Origin of the sequence: Paenibacillus sp. PL2-23 (assembly GCF_040834005.1) — a bacterium.
Lineage (GTDB): Bacteria > Bacillota > Bacilli > Paenibacillales > Paenibacillaceae > Pristimantibacillus.
Window position 1 is genome coordinate 4,227,501 of sequence record NZ_CP162129.1, and the last position, 16,935, is coordinate 4,244,435.

A 16,935-nucleotide genomic window follows, 5' to 3' on the forward strand; every position below is an offset into this window, starting at 1 on the left:
ATTCGACATTTTTTTCAACAACGACTTCCAAGCCATCCCCTCACTCGCAAAAGCGGCGAGTTCTAATTTAGCATAATTCAAATTAAGAAGTCAACACCCTTTTATCAGCTTACAGGAGCAGTTGCCATTCAACTACGCCAGTTCGAATGTATGGATTCATCTATATATGATGTCGTGACTCACCACTTTGCCGTTTTCATCAAAGGTAAGCTCCAATAACGTAACCTTTACTCCTAGCCCAGCACTCCCCATGTCGTACAAGAATTGCCTTGAAGGTTCTGTCCTCTCTTCTGCTGGATCTCCAAGCAAGCTTATGACTTCATTATCCGTCAAACCTTTAAACGGGTACTGCCTTGTTAAGCTGTCCATCATAACATGTCTCTTCTCTGGTTCCTTCAGCCATGTATCTTGGTCAAATTGATTGCAGGAACAAAGTACAATTATTATTGAAATCGAAACGATTAATTTCTTCATTGCAGCATCCTCGGTTCATCAGAAATGATCGTTACTGCCTTCTCATATTCGTTGCCGTTTTTGAGAAAACCAATTGACGCCGTCCCGGCTATTGTGCGAAAAAATGCCGGAGCATAAAAGCTTCCGGCATTCCTCCTTATGAAGTTTTATTTGGCAAGCAAGTATCGCAACTCAATCTCGCTGTCCCCTTGAGGATCATCCATAACCGCTACTTCGCGAATATATGCTCGCTGCACCAGCTTCTGAACGACAAGCGACACATCTACATGCAGCTCCCTGATGTCGGGATGGACTTGCAGTTCAGAAATGCTCCACGGCTCTTCCCGATCCACCATGAGGTTCAACAGCAGGGCGCAGCATTCCTTCATTTTGCTCATGACGGAGAATTCACATGCGAGAAGCACAAGCTGTACACGCTGCTCCAGCGTCTCCGGGCTCGCGCTCAGCTCCTCGTACAGCTTGTAGATGCCGGGATGAACTCTGCGCAGCTGCTGCCATACGGTAAGCTCCGGATGAAGTCCTTCTTCAATGAGTACAATATGTGCCCAGTGATGAAGCGCGGTCAGAATATGACTGTATGCATCGAGCAGATTGCCATCAGCCAAATTTTGTTTGGCTTGCAAGTACGTCCTAAGAAACCCCGTAAACTCGATGAATCGCTTCTGCTCACGCATGGATTCAGGAAACAGCAGCAACCGTTCTCGAACGTTTGCCAAATACCCTTCGCGATCCAACACAATCTCCCCCCGAACTATCCATTCAATTATGTTCCGATTTGCACCGCTGGTCACGCACTGCTCCAGCATTTCCTTGTCAACCATGCGAATGGCAATACGTTCCTCACCCAGCTTGATATGCCTTGCAGCGGACGAAGTGCTGTTGTTTGTGATCACGAGCAGAACTAACCGATCCAATCCATCAATTAGCGGATTATAGGGGTACGGATTTTGGATGACAGATATAGATAATAAACCGGGCAGCTCCCGATAGGCGCCGATTAGGCGTTGATTGATATGCTCCACAGGACTCCTCCGTATAGCTAATTGCGGTAGACTAAGCTATAATAATAATCTGTAGTTTCATAGTTTTTCGACAGGCTGGTTGCTCATTCCTGCTTATCGGAATAGAATTTATGTCTCAATTTCGTATGACTATAGTCACGGGAAGGGTTTGAAGCATGAAAAAGATATTTTTTAAATCGGCAAAAATCAATGAATTCCGCCTTTGGGGGCTCGTATTTACACTCGTTGGCATGGGGATTATGATCCTTGGCACGGCAGGCATACTGTTATGGGGACAGGTAGGCAAAATATTTGCGGGGATCTTCATGGTGTTCGGCATGATCTCGCTCCTCATAAGCGTAGCCGTCTATTTCTGGGCAGGCATGATGTCTACAAGCGCAACCATGCTGCAATGTCCGGAGTGCGGACGTCAGACGAAGATGCTGGGCAAGACCGATCGCTGCATGTTCTGCCGCACCATGCTCACGCTTGATCCTGAGCAGGCGACGGAGTATCCTAAAGACAGCGAAGAGGTTAAAGCGTAACGAGCAAACGCAAAGCGAGCGCTGGCGTATAATGAGGAAGACCTGCGAAGCGGCGCTTCGCAGGTCTTTATTTTTAGGAATAAAGATTATGGCAGCTTCGTCAAGCCTTCATGAATAGTGCTCCATATGGAGCTTGTCTGGAACGAACGCGCCCATGTCGCCACGCCCGCCAAATCATATTTGCGAACAAGCTGAACTCTGGCTCGCATCGATACGTCGTCCTCCATCCAAATCCGCTTTAAAGCGCCGTCCTCTTGATACTCTACATAATGTTGTCCCGCTGCCTCATCGAATACAGGCGTCAGCTTCTTCTCGGCTATAATGGACTTGACGGCATCCATGCCAACCGCCTTCGAAGACACTTTAACAGCTCCGGAATCGTCCTTGCTTTCCGTCCATATTCTTGTATAAAGCGGCATGCTGAGCACCAGCTTATCTGACGGAACGTTGTCCTCATTCATAATTTTGGTAATAGCGTTCTCAACCCATGGCAGCGATGCGACAGAGCCCGCTTTGGGGCTGGAGGCCCAATGCTCGTCATACGCCATCACCATCATGTAATCCACCACCTTGCCAAGCGCTGCGCGATCCAGAAACGCGGACCACATCTCGCTAGTTGACTTCGGCGTCACGTCAATAGATACAACCAGGCCCTGCTCATGAAGCAGAGGTGTCATTTCCTTCACGAATTGCACCAAATTTTCTTTATCCTTGGTATACACATTCTCAAAGTCGATATTAATGCCCTGAAGCTTATAAATCTCGGCAAAAGCAATCAGCTGCTTAATCATCGCGAACCTGGATTCCACCGTTGACAGCGCTTCGGTCGTTCGATCCGGCTCGAAATCGTTGCTGAACAGCGCCCATACCTGATACCCTCTGTCATGCGCCCACTTCACATAAGCGGAATCCGCTTTCCCTCTAATCGTGCCTTTGCCATCCGCAAGCTCGAACCAAGTTGGACTGACTACGTTGACGCCCGGCATATCTCCAATTTTGGCAAAATCGGCCTTACGTTCGTAGACCGCCTCCCACGTCATGTTGATCTTGCTTCCCATGACCTTCCAGGGGATAAACGCATCCTCCTTCGCAAGCTGAGGAATTTGCTCGATAGAAGTCAGCTTCACGTCCCCTTTGTTCATATATCCGATATGACCGCTCTTCGTCTGGACCAGCAGCCAGCCATCAATTTCCTGCCAGATTCGAATCGACTCGTCAGCGGGCACCTTAAGGAGATAAGGCTCACGAATCGAAGGAGCCACCCTTACAGCCGCACCTTCCTCCTTGAGCGCTTGTCCAAGCTGTATGGCTTCGCCTTCAGTCAACAATGTGACAATTCCCGTCGATTCATTGTATTCGATCTGAAGCCCGAACAGCTCTTCAAGCGGAGCGGCCGGTATAAACACCGTATCCTCCACCACCTCGGCGGCGATGCTCAGCGTATAATCCGTCTCATTCATCAGTCCCGTCAAAGCGTCGGTCTTCAATCGAAGCACCCTGTCGCTGGTTGTCATCACTAGAGTGCCTGTCGACGCCTCATAATGGATCGGCTTGTCCTCACCCAGAAGCTCCTCCAGGAGCGGCAGCGGCAGCTTCACCTCGCCGTTGTCCAGCTGCGCCCCGTATGATACTTCCTCCCCCTGAACCATTATAGGATGCTGGAAGGAATAGCTGGGCTCCAGCCGTTCATTGCTGGGAATATAGGTCAAATATCCAAACCACCCAAAAGATGCTATAGTCGCTAACATAAAAATCATAATAAATATGGCCAGGCCGCCTCTTCGCCTTCTCTTGCGAGGCTGGCGCACAAGCTCGGTATTCATGGAATCACACTCCTGAGGGTCTGGAATATTTACTGGAATAATGAATAAAGGAGGAATTGCAGCGACAACTTACAACGGCAAATGGCAAACAAAAACGTGCTGTCTAGCGTATGATCGCTTTCGGCACGTTATGTGAATGGCTTATCCTATTAATAGACGAATTAATGGTTCAATGAGTTGCAGCTCGTACATAATCCGTATACTTCCATTCGGTGTCCCTGTACGGTAAAGCCCGTTTGTTCGGTTGCTGCCCGCTCCACCTCAAGCAGAGGCGGATAGCCAAAATCAACGATTCGTCCACAGCTCTTGCAGATCGCATGGTAATGATCCGATAAATCCGCATCAAAGCGGCTGGAATCATCGCCATAGGTGAGTTCACGCACTAAGCCCGCTTCAACGAACAATCGAAGATTGTTGTATATGGTCGCGACGCTCATGCTCGGATAATCTGGAGAGAGCGCCTTGTAAATCTCATCCGCGGTAGGGTGAGACTTCGATTCCATCAAGCAGCTTAGAATGGCGTGACGTTGCGGGGTCATCCGGACGCCATTCATCTTAAGCTGTTCAATTGCCGAATGTACGCTGACTGCCATTCCCCTCACGCCTTTCTTTATAGTTATTATAATCATTGTACGTGGTTGCTTGTAAATTTGTCAATGAAAGCGCCTATCAATTACAACTCCTGACCATGTATCGATATGCTGTTCGTCGCATTGATATGTATGCGATAGATGCCTTCTCCTATTGTGCCTCTTATCGTTTTGCGGTATTGCTCCAGCGGGAGATCCGTCGTAATCCCTCCAAAAGTTACCGATCCATACACGCTGTAATCGCCGATATAGGGAACCGTCAGCTTGATCTCGCCAACAGAGCTGTCCAGATCCCAGTTGCCTCCAACTTCGAGACTGGATACCTCGATGCTTCCGTTCAGCGTATCCGCTTTGACATCATTTGCTGCTCCCGAGATCACGATGCCTCCGTTTTTGGTTTCCGCATCCACAGCACCTTGTACTGCCTTCAGCTGGATATCGCCATTCAGGGTGCTGACGTATACATCGCCTTCCGATAGATACTCAGCGGCGATCGTCCCATTCTGGGTTACAAGGCTGCTGTCGCCCGCTATGGCTTCTGCTTCAATACTGCTGTTGACTCCGATGACGCTGACGGGACCATGAATGGAGGAGACATGGACCATTCCACTGGCGCTTCGGATTTCAATGCCATCGACAGCAACAACATCCTCAGCCGATATGGCGCCGTTTCCGCTCTCCAGCTCCACCTTCAAGGTTTGCAAAGCGGGCACGGCTTGCTCTTCTAATAGCTCTTCCGTCCCTGAATTGGAGTCTGCTTCATCTCCCTCAATCACACCGATCCCGTTCTCTTCCTCCGCCTGGCTCACGACTTCGTCAACCTCCGCTTCAGCTGAAGGCTCCTCAGAAGGAAGCTCTTCCTCGGAAGCCGGGGCAGGGGGCACCTCCAGCTGAGGCAATACGATCTCAAGATTCATTCGCGGTAGGCGATTGCCATTGGGGCCAAACGGCTGGCCGCTGGCTTCCAGCACAATGTTTTCCCCTGGCGTTATTCGAACAACAGACTGCTCCGCAATGGAGCTTGCGGCCTGCTCGTCCTCTGTATCGACCCAAACGGTCGTATGAAGCTCAATTTCGTCAACGAAGCCCGATCGAACGAGGATATCCCCATTGGGGTTCAATACCTTGATCGATTCCACTTCGCTTCCGAACGGAATTTTAGTAATATTTTGATGGAATTGAAATCCGGATTCCTCTCCAAGGTCCATCCTGCCGCTCAAATCGACGTTAAATTGATCCAGCCAGCGAACCGGAAAGTCTGCGTATTGCGTAACGGCATAAGCTGTTACCGTAATAGCCAGAGCTGCTGCGACCCCCGCTCCGTCCAGCCGAAGCTTGTCTCGTCTGCGGTTCAGCCAGCCTGCATAAGCAATAATTTCGACACCAAGCAGGATAAAGATGACTGGCCACCATTCCGAGAGAAGGACCAGATCATTTCGCCCCTTCGCCAAATCCCACACCAGCAACGCTCCTACCGTGAATATAACGACCGCTGCCGTCCATCTCCCCAGCTTGAACACCCACACCCCTCCTCTCCGAAGCGACATCGCAATACAAACGGCTGCAACCATGAGCAGCGGGCCTACACACCATTCTGCCAGCTCATTCATCCAGGGCAGCAGGAAAGCGGGAGGCTTGATCAGGAGCAGCATAGTCGCTCCGGCTGCGGCAAGCCCGACGCCCTCAGCCAGCTTTACAGCCTCCAAGGCCGCCGGGACTCTCTCGCTCTCCGCCTGCAGCACCTCATATACACTGATAAAATAAAACACAGGCAGCAGCAGCATCAGATATACAATGAGCAGCAGATGCCGACCGCCGTCCGAATCCGCGAGACGGAATATCGCCGTGCAATCCAGCAGCAGTCCGGCCAGCAGCAATAATCCTCTGCCATATTGGCCCATCCATACATGCCCCATCCCCGGCGCGAGGAAAGCGAAAACGACTGCAAGCAGTCGGCCCGCGCGTCCTGTTATTCGGAGCTTACCCACCGTATACCCTCCAGTTTCTTCAGTTCATCCATTACCGTCATCAAAGTTACACTTCTGTGCTGCGGCATCGTCACATACAGTACGAGCCTAGTCAAGGGAAGCCCTTCTCCGTCTGCGGGAGATAATGCCGAGCTCTCCACATCCTCCAGCATCATCTTCTTGATCGTAACCTTCCGCTCATTCAGGATTCCATTCAGCCGATTCATAACGAGGGATAAATCCATCGCGTGAATCTTGATCACTTGCTCCTTCTTCGCCTTAATATACCGCTTCTCCAGCTTGCTGAAGAGCCATAAGGTAAGCAGGGCCATCAATGTGACGCAGGTGGAGGCAAAATAAAATCCGGCCCCGACGGCCAGGCCAATCGCTGCGACAACCCATAACGAAGCGGCAGTCGTAAGCCCCGTAATGGACTTGCCAGTGAACAGAATCGTCCCCGCCCCCAGAAATCCGACGCCCGTTATAACGGCTGCAGCCAGACGTGCGGGGTCTACTCGAACATTAGGCTCCTCTACAAAATCGGCGAAGCCGTAGATCGACAGGAGCATCAACAAGCAGGCGCCCAGACATACCAGAATGTTCGTCCGAAAGCCCGCCGCATGATTAGATTGCTCCCGCTCGAAACCAATTAAGCCTCCCAGCACGAGCGCAAGCATAAGCCGGAACAGAATGTCCATCTCGCCAATCAGCCAAGGGTTTGCTGCCGAGCTTAACATCATATGCGATACGTCCTTTCTCAGGGAGTTGAGTTCAATATTTGTTCCACATCTTTATTCTATGCGGCAAGAGGCGCGATTCAGCTCTACGAGGTGAATCGCGCCTCACAAATGGCGGCTAATTATGATTGAAGTCGATCCACAAGCAGCTTATTAACAAGAGCCGGGTTCGCTTTGCCCTTCGTTTCCTTCATAATCTGACCCACAAGGAAGCCGATGGCCTTCTCATTGCCCGATTTGAAGTCCTCCACAGGCTGCGGGTTTCTGGCGATAACCGCATCCACGATGCCCAGAATCGCGCCTTCGTCGCTAATCTGGACCAGACCCTGCTCTTCCACGATTTGTTGCGGAAGCTTGCCGCTCTCCAGCATCGCTTTGAACACCGTTTTGGCAATCTTGCCGCTGATCGTCCCCTTCTCGAGCAGACCGATCATCTCGCCAAGCCCCTGACCTGTCATCTTGACGTCAGCCAAATCCAGCCCGTTCGTATTCAAATAGCCAAGCAGGTCCCCCATAATCCAGTTCGACACCGCTTTGGCGTCCTTCGTATAGTTCAGGCTGTCCTCGAAGAAATCGGCCAGCTTCTTGGACGAGGTAATAACCTCGGCGTCATAGGCCGGCAGTCCGAACTGCTCGGTATAACGCGCTTTGCGGGCGTCAGGCAGCTCCGGAATGGATTGGCGGACGCTCTCCTTCCATTCCTCGCTAATATGCAGACGAACAAGATCCGGGTCCGGGAAGTAGCGGTAATCATGCGCTTCCTCCTTGCCCCGCATGGAGAACGACTTGCCTACAGCGTCATCGTAACGGCGTGTCTCCTGCACAACCTCGCCGCCGCTGTCCAAAATTTCCGCTTGGCGGAACTGCTCGTACTCCAGGCCGCGTTGAACGCCGCGGAAGGAGTTCATGTTCTTCAGCTCGGCGCGAGTGCCGAATTTCTCTTGGCCCCAAGGGCGCAGACTGATGTTGGCGTCGCAGCGCAAGCTGCCCTCCTCCATCTTCACGTCAGACACTTCGCAGTAGAGCATGATCGCCTTCAGCTTTTCCAGATAGGCCTTCGCCTCCTCCGGCGTACGAATATCCGGCTCCGATACGATCTCGACAAGCGGTGTGCCGACGCGATTGAAGTCGACAAGGGAGGCGTAGCCGCCGTCCACGTGCGTCAGCTTGCCCGCGTCCTCCTCGAGATGAAGGCGGGTAATGCCAATTCGCTTCGTTACACCGTTCACCTCAATGTCGATCCAGCCATTCTCGCCGATAGGCTGATCATATTGCGAGATCTGATAGGCCTTCGGGGAATCGGGGTAAAAATAATTTTTTCGGTCAAACTTGCTAATATCAGCAATGGTGCAATTGAGCGCCATGGCCGCCTTCATGGCGTATTCCACAGCCTGGCGGTTCAGTACCGGAAGAACGCCGGGATGACCCAAGCAGACCGGGCATGTATGGGTATTGGGCGGCGCGCCAAAAGCTGTGGAGCAGCCGCAAAAAATCTTGCTGTTTGTATGAAGCTCCACATGCACTTCGAGGCCTACGACCGTCTCGTATTTGTTCGCAACAGACATCACTTATCGTTCCTTTCCTAAACGTGCTTCTAGAGCGCGATAGTTAAAGCTGCGGGCGCAGCTTATGATGCTCGGTATGGGCTTCGTATGCATGCGCGGCGCGCAGCACCGTCCGCTCATCGAACGCCTTGCCGATAATTTGCAGGCCGATCGGCAGACCGTCCGCCGTACCGCATGGCACGCTGATAGCCGGCACACCCGCCAAGCTTACAGGGATGGTGCATATATCATTCAGATACATAGTCAGCGGATCGCCGATCTGCTCCCCAATCTTGAAGGCAGGAGTCGGAGCGGTGGGACCGATAATCAGGTCATATTGGCCAAAGACGTTGTCGAAGTCCCCCTTAATCAGCGTGCGAACCTTCTGCGCCTTCAAATAATAAGCGTCGTAGTAGCCGGAGCTAAGCGCGTAAGTACCCAGCATGATGCGGCGCTTCACTTCGGGGCCAAAGCCTTGGCTCCGCGACTTGCGATACAGGTCAATCAGATTGTCCGGATTGTCCGCGCGCACGCCATAGCGAACGCCGTCGAAGCGCGCCAGGTTGGAGGATGCCTCCGACGATGCCAGCAGGTAATAGGTCGCGATTGCATAATCGGTATGCGGCAGGGATACCTCTTCCCATGTAGCGCCAAGAGCTTCGTACACCTGGAGCGCATTCATCACCGCTTCCTTCACGCGCGGATCGATTCCTTGACCAAGGTATTCCTTCGGCACGCCAATCCGCAGACCCTTCACATCGCCTGTAAGGGCGGATGTATAATCCGGAATGTCCACGTTGGCGGAGGTGGAGTCGCTTGCGTCATAGCCCGCGATGGCTTGCAGCACATATGCCGCGTCCTCCACGTTTTTGGTCAGCGGTCCGATCTGGTCCAGCGAAGAAGCGAACGCCACAAGACCGAATCGGGATACGAGACCGTAGGTCGGCTTCAATCCCACTATGCCGCAATACGCAGCCGGCTGGCGAATGGAGCCCCCCGTGTCAGAGCCCAGGGAGAAGTAGACCTGTCCAGCAGCAACGGATGCAGCAGAGCCGCCGCTTGAGCCGCCCGGCACGTAATCCGTGTTCCAAGGGTTCCGCGTCGGGTAGTAGCTGGAATTCTCATTGGAGCCGCCCATCGCGAACTCATCCATATTAAGCTTGCCAATCGTTACCGCATCCGCATGCTTCAGCTTGCGTGCAGCAGTAGCGCTGTAGATGGGATTATAGTTGCTCAGGAATTGGCTGGCGCACGTAGTCAGCAGGCCTTCCGTCACGATATTATCCTTGATCCCGGCAGGAAGGCCGAAGAGCAGGCCGCGTTCGCCTCCCTCTCCAAGACGCTTGTCCAGCGCATGGGCTTCCGTGCGGGCATTGTCTTCATTTAATGTAAGAAAAGCCTTGATAGCAGGCTCTGTTTCCTTAATTCTCGCGTAAGACGCGTCTACGAGCTCCGTTACGGACAGCTCTTTGTTGTTCAGCTTGTTATGTACTTCCTGCAGGCGTAAGTCGAACAGTGCCAACAGCAGCTCCTCCCTTCAAAATAAACCATTTGCGATTATTCAAGCACCGCAGGCACTTTAATTTGTCCGTCTTCCTCGTCCGGCGCGTTCAGCAGCACCTTCTCGATCGGCAGCGATTCCTTGCGCACATCGTCACGCATGACATTCGTAATCGGCAGCACATGGGAGGTTGGCTCCACCTGCTCAGTGTCCAGCTCGTTCAGCTTCTCCGCGTATTTCAATATGGCGTTAAGCTGCTCCGTGAACTGGGCTTTCTCCGCCTCGGACAACTCCAGCCGCGCGAGGTTCGCTACGTGCTCGACATCTTTCACCGTTATGCTCATCGGGATACTCTCCTTACGTAAAAAGTCATTCCTTGTATTATAGCGTACATGGGCTGCAATCAGCAACGAGTCGCCAAAGAGGGCGAGTGGCATAGAAAAAGACGGAGGGGATTATTGCATCCTCACTCCGTCCTGCCTTAAATCCACGCCTTCAGATTCACCTGGCGAATGAAGTCCTCGCGGCCAACCGGTTCCTTGGCGGTATGATCTGTGTCTTCTTCCTCGCTGTCGCCCTTCATAATTCGATGGAAGAGCTCTTCATTATGCGTAGCCAGCGCATAGTCGATTAACGCTTCGCGCTGGGCACACTCGGCTTCCAGTCTGATCAGCGTTTCCTCCAGCTCCACGTCCTCCTTGGGCACAAGGAAATTACGGTTCGACGACGGAACTCTTACAATATAATCGAACACATTGTCTGCGTTTTTGTCATACGCAATAATATAGCCATATTCGCCTATAGGAAGCTTCTGCTCATATAAGTCGGTCACGATAACGACCTTGGAACCAAGCTTAAGCATGATCTCAACCCCTATCTTATCCTCGCTGATTGCTCTGCTATTCTACTTATCCTACTAAAAATCGCTAGTCATGTCCAATAGGAGGCTTCATAGAGTCAAGCGGGATGAAGGGTTAAGGTTGAGAGCGCTCCCCTTATTGCGATTCGTTGCCGAGCTCCAGCAAGGCTTGCGGCAGCTTAAACTGTTTGTTATTGAGCAGAATCTGCGTGATATCCTCAAGCTGATCCTCCGACTGATTCTCCTTGATTACGGATATTTCCCTATTCAGCCTCTCCATCTGCAGATCCAGCCGATTGGCGGAATCGGAAGCTTCCTTGAGCTCAAGCAGCAGCGCAGAGGGTACGGACTGATTATATTTGTAAAAGATTTTATGCTCCAGACTGGCCCAGAAATCCATCGCAATCGTGCGGATCTGAATCTCGACGCATACATTCTCTCTGCCGCTCGACATCACAACAGGAACCTCTACAACGAGATGGAGGCTTCGATAACCATTCGGCTTCGGCTTCTCGATATAATCCTTCTCTTCTAGCACCTTCAGCGCGAACTGATTCTTCAGCATATCCCGAATCTGATAGATATCCGCGATAAAGGAGCATGTGATACGAAGTCCGGCAATGTCCTTAATATGATGCTTCATATCCTCCAGCGAGAATGGGATGCCCTTGCGGCTGATCTTGTTCATAATGCTCTCCAGCGTCTTCACTCTGGACTTTGTATGCTCAATGGGATTGTAGTCATGGAGAAATTGAAATTCTTCCTTCAAGATCTCGATTTTGGTCTCCAGCTCGTTTAATGCGAACTGGTACATCATCATAAATCGGGTAACTTCTGTCTTCAGCTTCTTGAATTGTTCGATTTGATTCATTGCGATTCTCCTTCTCCGGCATAAACCCCATGCCGACCTCTCTTCATCTTAGTATGAAAGAAGCGCAGAAAGCAAATCGGCCCAGCCGAAGGAGAAGCACGCCAACCTGAAGAGGCGTCCTTCAGCAAGGACGCCTCTTCACAATCCCATTTAACGATCAATCGGCTCCAGCACACCACGATTATCAGCTGAACGGATCTCTGCCTCCACGATGAGAAGAGACTCCGCTGCGCTCTCCGGCGTGCAGACAGAGACAGGCTTGCCGGCTGACAGAGCGTCAATGAAATAACAGATTTCGCGGTAGTAGCCCATATCCGGGGAAAGCTCTGCGGTGAAGCCAGGTCCATCATTCGGATTCACCTTTAGCTCGTTATTTTCGAATACCAGATTAGCGCCTTCAAAGTTCACGCGATACGACATAGCAAAGCCGAAGTCGCCCTGAAGCGTCCAGTCTGCTTGCGCGTTCAGCACCTTGCCGTCCGGGTACAGGTAGTTCGTGGACACGACATCGTAGGCACTGCCCGGAATGACATTGCGCGCCAGAGAGGATACGGCTTCCGGCTTGCCGAACAGCCAATTGATGACATCCGTATCATGAATATGCATATCCAGCATACAGCCTCCGCTGTGCTCCCCATTCAGGAACCAGCTTTGCGGGGAGGAGCTTCCACGGAAGAAGGAGCCCGATAGCACATTGCCGTAACGGCCATCGCTTACACACGCCTTCAAATATTCGTATGCTGGCCAGAAGCGCAGGCATTGCCCGATCATAAGCGTCTTGCCCGTTCTTTGAGCCGCGCTCGCCATACGCCACGCCTCATCCGATGTTCTGGCTATCGGCTTCTCGCAGAACACATGATAGCCTCGCTCCAGCAGCGACACTGTCAGATCCGCATGCAGAGTCGTTGGCAGCGTAATATCGATAATATCCAGCTCTTCATTGGCCAGCATTTCTTCAATATCAGCATACAGGCTGTACGGTGACAGATCGTACACTTGACGCTCCGTCGCAATGTTCCCCCACGCAGAGCCATGCTTCAGCTCCTCGATTCTGAGATCGCAGATGGCCGCAAGCTGAACGTCCGCTCCTTCTTCCATTAATCGCGCGTAATTATCGAAGTGCATCCGCCCCATGAAGCCAAATCCAATCAAACCTACCTTAAGCATAGATGTTCTCTCCCTTATGGTGTGATGAAGTGCAGACCTTAAGTGCCTGCTCTGCTTATTGGCCGCGGCCTAGAATAGCGTCCATAGCAGCCGAGGTATTATAAATAATCTGTTCGGTGTGATGCGTATAAGCCGGAATCATCTCCGCCGTCACATAACCGTTGTAACCGATCTCCCGCAAAGCCGTCATAACGGCTGGATAATCCACATCACCGGCTAGCAGGTCCACGAAGCCATGCAAGCCTCCCGCTTGGCGCCGGTAATCCTTGAAGTGAACCTTCTTGATGCGATGGCCGAGAATACGAATCCACTGCTCCGGATACCCGCTGTGCACCACGTTGCCTACGTCGAAATAAGAGCCCACATATTCCGAATTGTGCGCATCTACAAAGCCGCGCAGCTCCAGAGGGGACAACAGGAATTTATTCCATACGTTTTCGATGGCGATGGACACTTCAGCCTCCGCCGCAAATGGAACCAGCTTGGCAATCGCTTCTGATGCGCGCTCATATGCGGCATCGTAGGGGACAACCTCCGACCCTGGAATAAAATCGACGCCCACCGCGCCTGGTATGACGAGAATGGCATCCACGCCGAAGGCGGATGCAAGCTCCAACTGCTTCTTGCAGACGTCCATAGCCTTCTGGCGTATGGATGCGTCCGCGCTGGTCATCGAGTAGGACCAATACAGACCTGTCGCAAGACCGGCAATGTCCAAGCCGGCGTCGTCCAATTGCCGCTTAATGGCAAGCACCTCTCGGTCCGTTGCGTCCAGGCCCAGCTCGCCGCTCTCGTTCAGAGACAGCTCAATTCCGTCGAAGCCCGCCTTGCTGGCCAGCTCTATACATGCTTGAATACTGGAACCTTCCTTGAATGACCAAATGTTAATACCCTTCTTCATCATAAATCGCCCTCTCTCCTCAACTATATATGGAATACAAGTGTTCCGAATTTGGCGGGAATATGAAAGTTATTAGCCAGCGTCGGACTCCACGCCTGATATTCCCTCGCTCCAAGCCTGTCCTCGTCGATCCGGTAGAAGTTCATTCTCCACTTGGTCCCCTGCGCAGGAGCACTTTGAAATGTAGTGAACGGAATCACTAGGAGATACTGAAGCAGCCCTTCTTCGGTTCGATCAACGGACGTCTGCAAACAGGGAATATCCCACTGAAGATCGCTGCCTGTGATGGTATCAATCCCGTCGTTGCTGATTACGGCATCAAAGATGATGTTATACGGACTCACCTCCAGCTCAATATAGCTGCGTCCCTCTCCCGTCTCATCAATGAACACCTCAATGACATCTTGCTCGTAGAGCGGGTCATCTCTCTTCCTGTAATCCGACCGAATCCAAGTATCTTCGCACAGGTAGCGGATGAATAAGCCCTCTTCGCTCCAGCACGCCCGTACCTCCGTCTGCTCCTTTGGGCTTAAGCCCGTCATGTTGTTGCTCAGCCATACAGCGTCGCAGCTTTCCCAATCGATCTCATGCAGATGTGACGTCTGGATCCTCCTGCATACATATGCCGGCGTTTCATGCAGAGCCTCGTCGTTCAACAACATAATCCACTCCTCATTTATACAATTCCGTCTTTATCGTGCGGCAAGCTGATTATGTGTTAATATAAATGATAATAAATAGTTACGTATAATTCTTTAGCTGTAAAAGAGAATGTTTGCACAAATCCGTGATTTGGTTCAGACCAATCGCAGCGTCGGAGGTTCACAATTGATGGAAGCTTCCAGCAGTCCTTATCCCAAGCAGCGGCATGCGCCATTCAAGGAATGGTCGCCGAGCATTCATTACGCCCAGCAGCAGCGCATGCCGACAGGCGTGCTCCCGCAAAGGCAAATCTATGACTTCGAGCTGCTGTACGTCATTCATGGCGAAGCAGCCACTACGATGCTGGGGCAGCGCTATGAATTGTCAGCCGGTCAGCTCATCTTTCTACCCGCTGGCGTCCCCCATCAGAATGAAGCGGTTTCCACTCCGGACACACGCTTCCTTGGCATTCACTTCGACTTTTTTGATGAGCTGGATATTCAGACTGAGGCTGATATGATTGTGGATGATGCGCGGATAAACGAACAAAGCTTTGCATATGAGGCTTTGGCTGACGGGTTTGAGCCGCTGTCGGCGAATCCCGTGTACGCCCCTCCCCTTGCATGTGTACAGCTCATGGAGCAGCTCGTCCATGAGTTTACGATGCGTCCGCCTGGCTACGAGCTGGCGTGCAAGACGCTGATGCTCAGCATTCTGCTCCATTTATTGCGTCTCCAGCAGTCAAGATCGCGCTCCCTCGCTTCTCAGCATGACAGCAGATTGCTCAGGCTGGTCGAGGAAATGGAGCATTCCCCCGCTGAGGAATGGAGCAACAGGCTGGTTGCCGACCGTCTCGGGCTCAGCATGGATCATGCAGCCAAGCTGTTCAAGCAGCTCATCGGCCTGCCCCCCGGCGAGTTCGTTCATTCGCTTCGCCATCGCGAGGCCAGAAGGCTGCTCCGAGAGACCGAGCTTTCGATCGAGCAGATTGGGGATGCGGTCGGTTATGCCGGCATTCATTACTTCAGCCGGATGTTCCGCAAGCATGAAGGCATATCCGCAACCGAATATCGCAAGCTCTCAAGGGTGCTGTAACACGAGTCGAGTTGTTCACATGAATGGACCAACTAGCTCCTCACTCAGCGCAATAACCACACGTGCTGTGGCTACGCGCCATCTAACCTCTTCTTCGGCGCAACAACGATCTCTCGCTCGTGTGGCGTTCAAATAAGTAGTGCCGGACCTGGGAGTGAGGCAGATTAAACGAAATATCGTTCAAATGCTGGATCAAGTAACTGGATGTGTGTGGTTTTGAACGAAATGTCGTCTATAATGGTCGATCGAATATATATGCCAGAAACGTCTATTTATGCTGGGACGGTGCCGCTCCTTCAATCGATTCACATCGACATGGGCGAATACATACACTGCTTCTGACTTTAATTTTTATGGGCGGAAGGCAGGTCATGGACATGACAGGTTATGAAAGTGGTCACTCGGCTCCTACGATGGAATTCACGTACACAGCGGCCGACAATGTATTTTTCCGAAAGAATGCTCAGAACTACATCACCGAAGTATCCGTTAACCAATTGAATACGCTCCAGAGCATGTCGCTCCTGGACATATTCTTGAGCGCAGGCAACGTCATCGAGCCTCACTATCATCAGAATGCATCCGAGATGGTATATATGGTCTCTGGCGAAGTTGTCTTGTCTCTTCTGAATCCGTCTACGCAGGAGCTGCAGCATTTTACACTCAAGCCCGGACAAGTGGCGAATATCCCGCAGGGCTGGTGGCACTATGAGGTGGCCACAGCGGACAACACACATATGCTCGCCATCTTCGACGCTCCGGTCCCAGAAGTGATCTTCGGTTCGGATATTCTGAGGATGACGCCTCCAAGCGTGCTTGCGCATACGTATTGCCTGGACGAAGCTAAGGTGAAGGAGACACTTGCTCCGATTACAGAGACGGTTGTGATTGGGCCGCCCAACAGCTGCAGCAGCACAGGCGGTATGACAGTGCCATACAGCACTGGGGGCATGACCGTGCCGCACAGCACAGGCGGCTTATCAGTGCCGCATAGCACGGGCTACCATTCACATGGGTATATGAATCAGCCAAGAAGCTTCAACTGGCATGGTGAAGACGGTATGGCTGGCAGCGTTAATCCAAGCCACCCTCCGCTTCGGCCAATCGCATGCGAGCCTTATGCCGCACAGCTGGATCAGCCCTTCCATCCCATCCCGTTCCTGTACAGGAGATGGGTTTAGCAGAACCTGAAGAAAACGCTTGCCAATGGCTGTCGAA

At 52.0% G+C, this 16,935-nt stretch carries 17 protein-coding genes; 3 read left to right on the forward strand and 14 right to left on the reverse strand.

What is annotated here, in order from left to right:
* Window positions 1-156 precede the first annotated feature (156 nt).
* Both AB1S56_RS18645 and AB1S56_RS18650 read right to left on the reverse strand, forming a co-directional pair.
* Window positions 157-474, reverse strand: coding sequence for a hypothetical protein (locus AB1S56_RS18645; protein ID WP_340871269.1), 318 nt, complete (start codon window positions 472-474; stop codon window positions 157-159).
* Window positions 475-620: 146 nt separating this feature from the next.
* On the reverse strand, window positions 621-1,496 hold the full coding sequence (locus AB1S56_RS18650; RefSeq protein ID WP_340871268.1) for a nucleotidyltransferase-like protein: 876 nt from the start codon (window positions 1,494-1,496) through the stop codon (window positions 621-623).
* 155 nt (window positions 1,497-1,651) lie between these two features.
* On the opposite strand from AB1S56_RS18650, the gene AB1S56_RS18655 reads away from it, so the two are divergent.
* Window positions 1,652-2,020 (forward strand): YgzB family protein, encoded by a 369-nt coding sequence (locus AB1S56_RS18655; RefSeq protein WP_340871267.1) that lies wholly within the window; start codon window positions 1,652-1,654, stop codon window positions 2,018-2,020.
* Window positions 2,021-2,106: 86 nt separating this feature from the next.
* On the opposite strand, the gene AB1S56_RS18660 is transcribed toward AB1S56_RS18655, so the two are convergent.
* The 12 genes from AB1S56_RS18660 to AB1S56_RS18715 all read right to left on the reverse strand — a co-directional run bounded on the left by AB1S56_RS18660 (window position 2,107) and on the right by AB1S56_RS18715 (window position 14,642).
* A complete protein-coding gene (locus AB1S56_RS18660) occupies window positions 2,107-3,843 on the reverse strand; it encodes a glycosyl hydrolase family 18 protein (protein WP_340871265.1) in 1,737 nt (578 codons plus the stop codon).
* Window positions 3,844-4,004: 161 nt separating this feature from the next.
* Entirely contained in the window at window positions 4,005-4,436 is a 432-nt protein-coding gene (locus AB1S56_RS18665) for a Fur family transcriptional regulator (RefSeq protein ID WP_340871264.1), read from the reverse strand.
* A gap of 80 nt (window positions 4,437-4,516) precedes the next feature.
* Window positions 4,517-6,421, reverse strand: coding sequence for a DUF4097 family beta strand repeat-containing protein (locus AB1S56_RS18670; protein WP_340871263.1), 1,905 nt, complete (start codon window positions 6,419-6,421; stop codon window positions 4,517-4,519).
* Window positions 6,403-7,137, reverse strand: coding sequence for an MgtC/SapB family protein (locus tag AB1S56_RS18675; RefSeq protein ID WP_340871277.1), 735 nt, complete (start codon window positions 7,135-7,137; stop codon window positions 6,403-6,405). The genes AB1S56_RS18670 and AB1S56_RS18675 overlap by 19 nt, the downstream gene beginning before the upstream one ends.
* 122 nt (window positions 7,138-7,259) lie before the next feature.
* Window positions 7,260-8,702, reverse strand: a complete 1,443-nt coding sequence (gatB, locus tag AB1S56_RS18680; protein ID WP_340871262.1) for an Asp-tRNA(Asn)/Glu-tRNA(Gln) amidotransferase subunit GatB — start codon at window positions 8,700-8,702, stop codon at window positions 7,260-7,262.
* Window positions 8,703-8,745: 43 nt separating this feature from the next.
* The gene (gene gatA / locus AB1S56_RS18685) at window positions 8,746-10,203 is read right to left on the reverse strand and encodes an Asp-tRNA(Asn)/Glu-tRNA(Gln) amidotransferase subunit GatA (RefSeq protein ID WP_340871261.1); all 1,458 of its coding nucleotides are present in this window, start codon (window positions 10,201-10,203) and stop codon (window positions 8,746-8,748) included.
* Window positions 10,204-10,238: 35 nt separating this feature from the next.
* A complete protein-coding gene (gatC, locus tag AB1S56_RS18690) occupies window positions 10,239-10,526 on the reverse strand; it encodes an Asp-tRNA(Asn)/Glu-tRNA(Gln) amidotransferase subunit GatC (protein ID WP_340871258.1) in 288 nt (95 codons plus the stop codon).
* Window positions 10,527-10,663: 137 nt separating this feature from the next.
* Window positions 10,664-11,044 (reverse strand): ATPase, encoded by a 381-nt coding sequence (locus AB1S56_RS18695; RefSeq protein ID WP_340871257.1) that lies wholly within the window; start codon window positions 11,042-11,044, stop codon window positions 10,664-10,666.
* A 133-nt stretch (window positions 11,045-11,177) separates the two neighbouring features.
* Window positions 11,178-11,912 (reverse strand): GTP pyrophosphokinase family protein, encoded by a 735-nt coding sequence (locus tag AB1S56_RS18700; RefSeq protein ID WP_340871256.1) that lies wholly within the window; start codon window positions 11,910-11,912, stop codon window positions 11,178-11,180.
* A gap of 150 nt (window positions 11,913-12,062) precedes the next feature.
* A complete protein-coding gene (locus tag AB1S56_RS18705) occupies window positions 12,063-13,079 on the reverse strand; it encodes a Gfo/Idh/MocA family oxidoreductase (protein ID WP_340871255.1) in 1,017 nt (338 codons plus the stop codon).
* A 55-nt stretch (window positions 13,080-13,134) separates the two neighbouring features.
* Complete coding sequence (locus AB1S56_RS18710) at window positions 13,135-13,980, reverse strand: sugar phosphate isomerase/epimerase family protein (RefSeq protein WP_340871276.1); 846 nt, start codon at window positions 13,978-13,980, stop codon at window positions 13,135-13,137.
* Window positions 13,981-14,003: 23 nt separating this feature from the next.
* Entirely contained in the window at window positions 14,004-14,642 is a 639-nt protein-coding gene (locus AB1S56_RS18715; RefSeq protein ID WP_340871254.1) for a carbohydrate-binding family 9-like protein, read from the reverse strand.
* Between the two features lie 169 nt (window positions 14,643-14,811).
* On the opposite strand from AB1S56_RS18715, the gene AB1S56_RS18720 reads away from it, so the two are divergent.
* Both AB1S56_RS18720 and AB1S56_RS18725 read left to right on the forward strand, forming a co-directional pair.
* A complete protein-coding gene (locus tag AB1S56_RS18720) occupies window positions 14,812-15,717 on the forward strand; it encodes an AraC family transcriptional regulator (RefSeq protein WP_340871253.1) in 906 nt (301 codons plus the stop codon).
* Window positions 15,718-16,094: 377 nt separating this feature from the next.
* A complete protein-coding gene (locus AB1S56_RS18725) occupies window positions 16,095-16,898 on the forward strand; it encodes a cupin domain-containing protein (RefSeq protein ID WP_340871251.1) in 804 nt (267 codons plus the stop codon).
* Window positions 16,899-16,935 lie beyond the last annotated feature (37 nt).

Coding starts and splice junctions, on each gene's coding strand:
- AB1S56_RS18715 (WP_340871254.1), bottom strand. CDS start 14,642: ATGTTGTTGAACGACGAGGCTCTGCATGAAACGCCGGCATATGTATGC.
- AB1S56_RS18710 (WP_340871276.1), bottom strand. CDS start 13,980: ATGAAGAAGGGTATTAACATTTGGTCATTCAAGGAAGGTTCCAGTATT.
- AB1S56_RS18720 (WP_340871253.1), top strand. CDS start 14,812: ATGGAAGCTTCCAGCAGTCCTTATCCCAAGCAGCGGCATGCGCCATTC.
- AB1S56_RS18655 (WP_340871267.1), top strand. CDS start 1,652: ATGAAAAAGATATTTTTTAAATCGGCAAAAATCAATGAATTCCGCCTT.
- AB1S56_RS18700 (WP_340871256.1), bottom strand. CDS start 11,912: ATGAATCAAATCGAACAATTCAAGAAGCTGAAGACAGAAGTTACCCGA.
- AB1S56_RS18725 (WP_340871251.1), top strand. CDS start 16,095: ATGACAGGTTATGAAAGTGGTCACTCGGCTCCTACGATGGAATTCACG.
- gatC (WP_340871258.1), bottom strand. CDS start 10,526: ATGAGCATAACGGTGAAAGATGTCGAGCACGTAGCGAACCTCGCGCGG.
- AB1S56_RS18665 (WP_340871264.1), bottom strand. CDS start 4,436: ATGGCAGTCAGCGTACATTCGGCAATTGAACAGCTTAAGATGAATGGC.
- AB1S56_RS18695 (WP_340871257.1), bottom strand. CDS start 11,044: ATGCTTAAGCTTGGTTCCAAGGTCGTTATCGTGACCGACTTATATGAG.
- AB1S56_RS18660 (WP_340871265.1), bottom strand. CDS start 3,843: ATGAATACCGAGCTTGTGCGCCAGCCTCGCAAGAGAAGGCGAAGAGGC.
- gatB (WP_340871262.1), bottom strand. CDS start 8,702: ATGTCTGTTGCGAACAAATACGAGACGGTCGTAGGCCTCGAAGTGCAT.
- AB1S56_RS18705 (WP_340871255.1), bottom strand. CDS start 13,079: ATGCTTAAGGTAGGTTTGATTGGATTTGGCTTCATGGGGCGGATGCAC.
- AB1S56_RS18675 (WP_340871277.1), bottom strand. CDS start 7,137: ATGTTAAGCTCGGCAGCAAACCCTTGGCTGATTGGCGAGATGGACATT.
- AB1S56_RS18645 (WP_340871269.1), bottom strand. CDS start 474: ATGAAGAAATTAATCGTTTCGATTTCAATAATAATTGTACTTTGTTCC.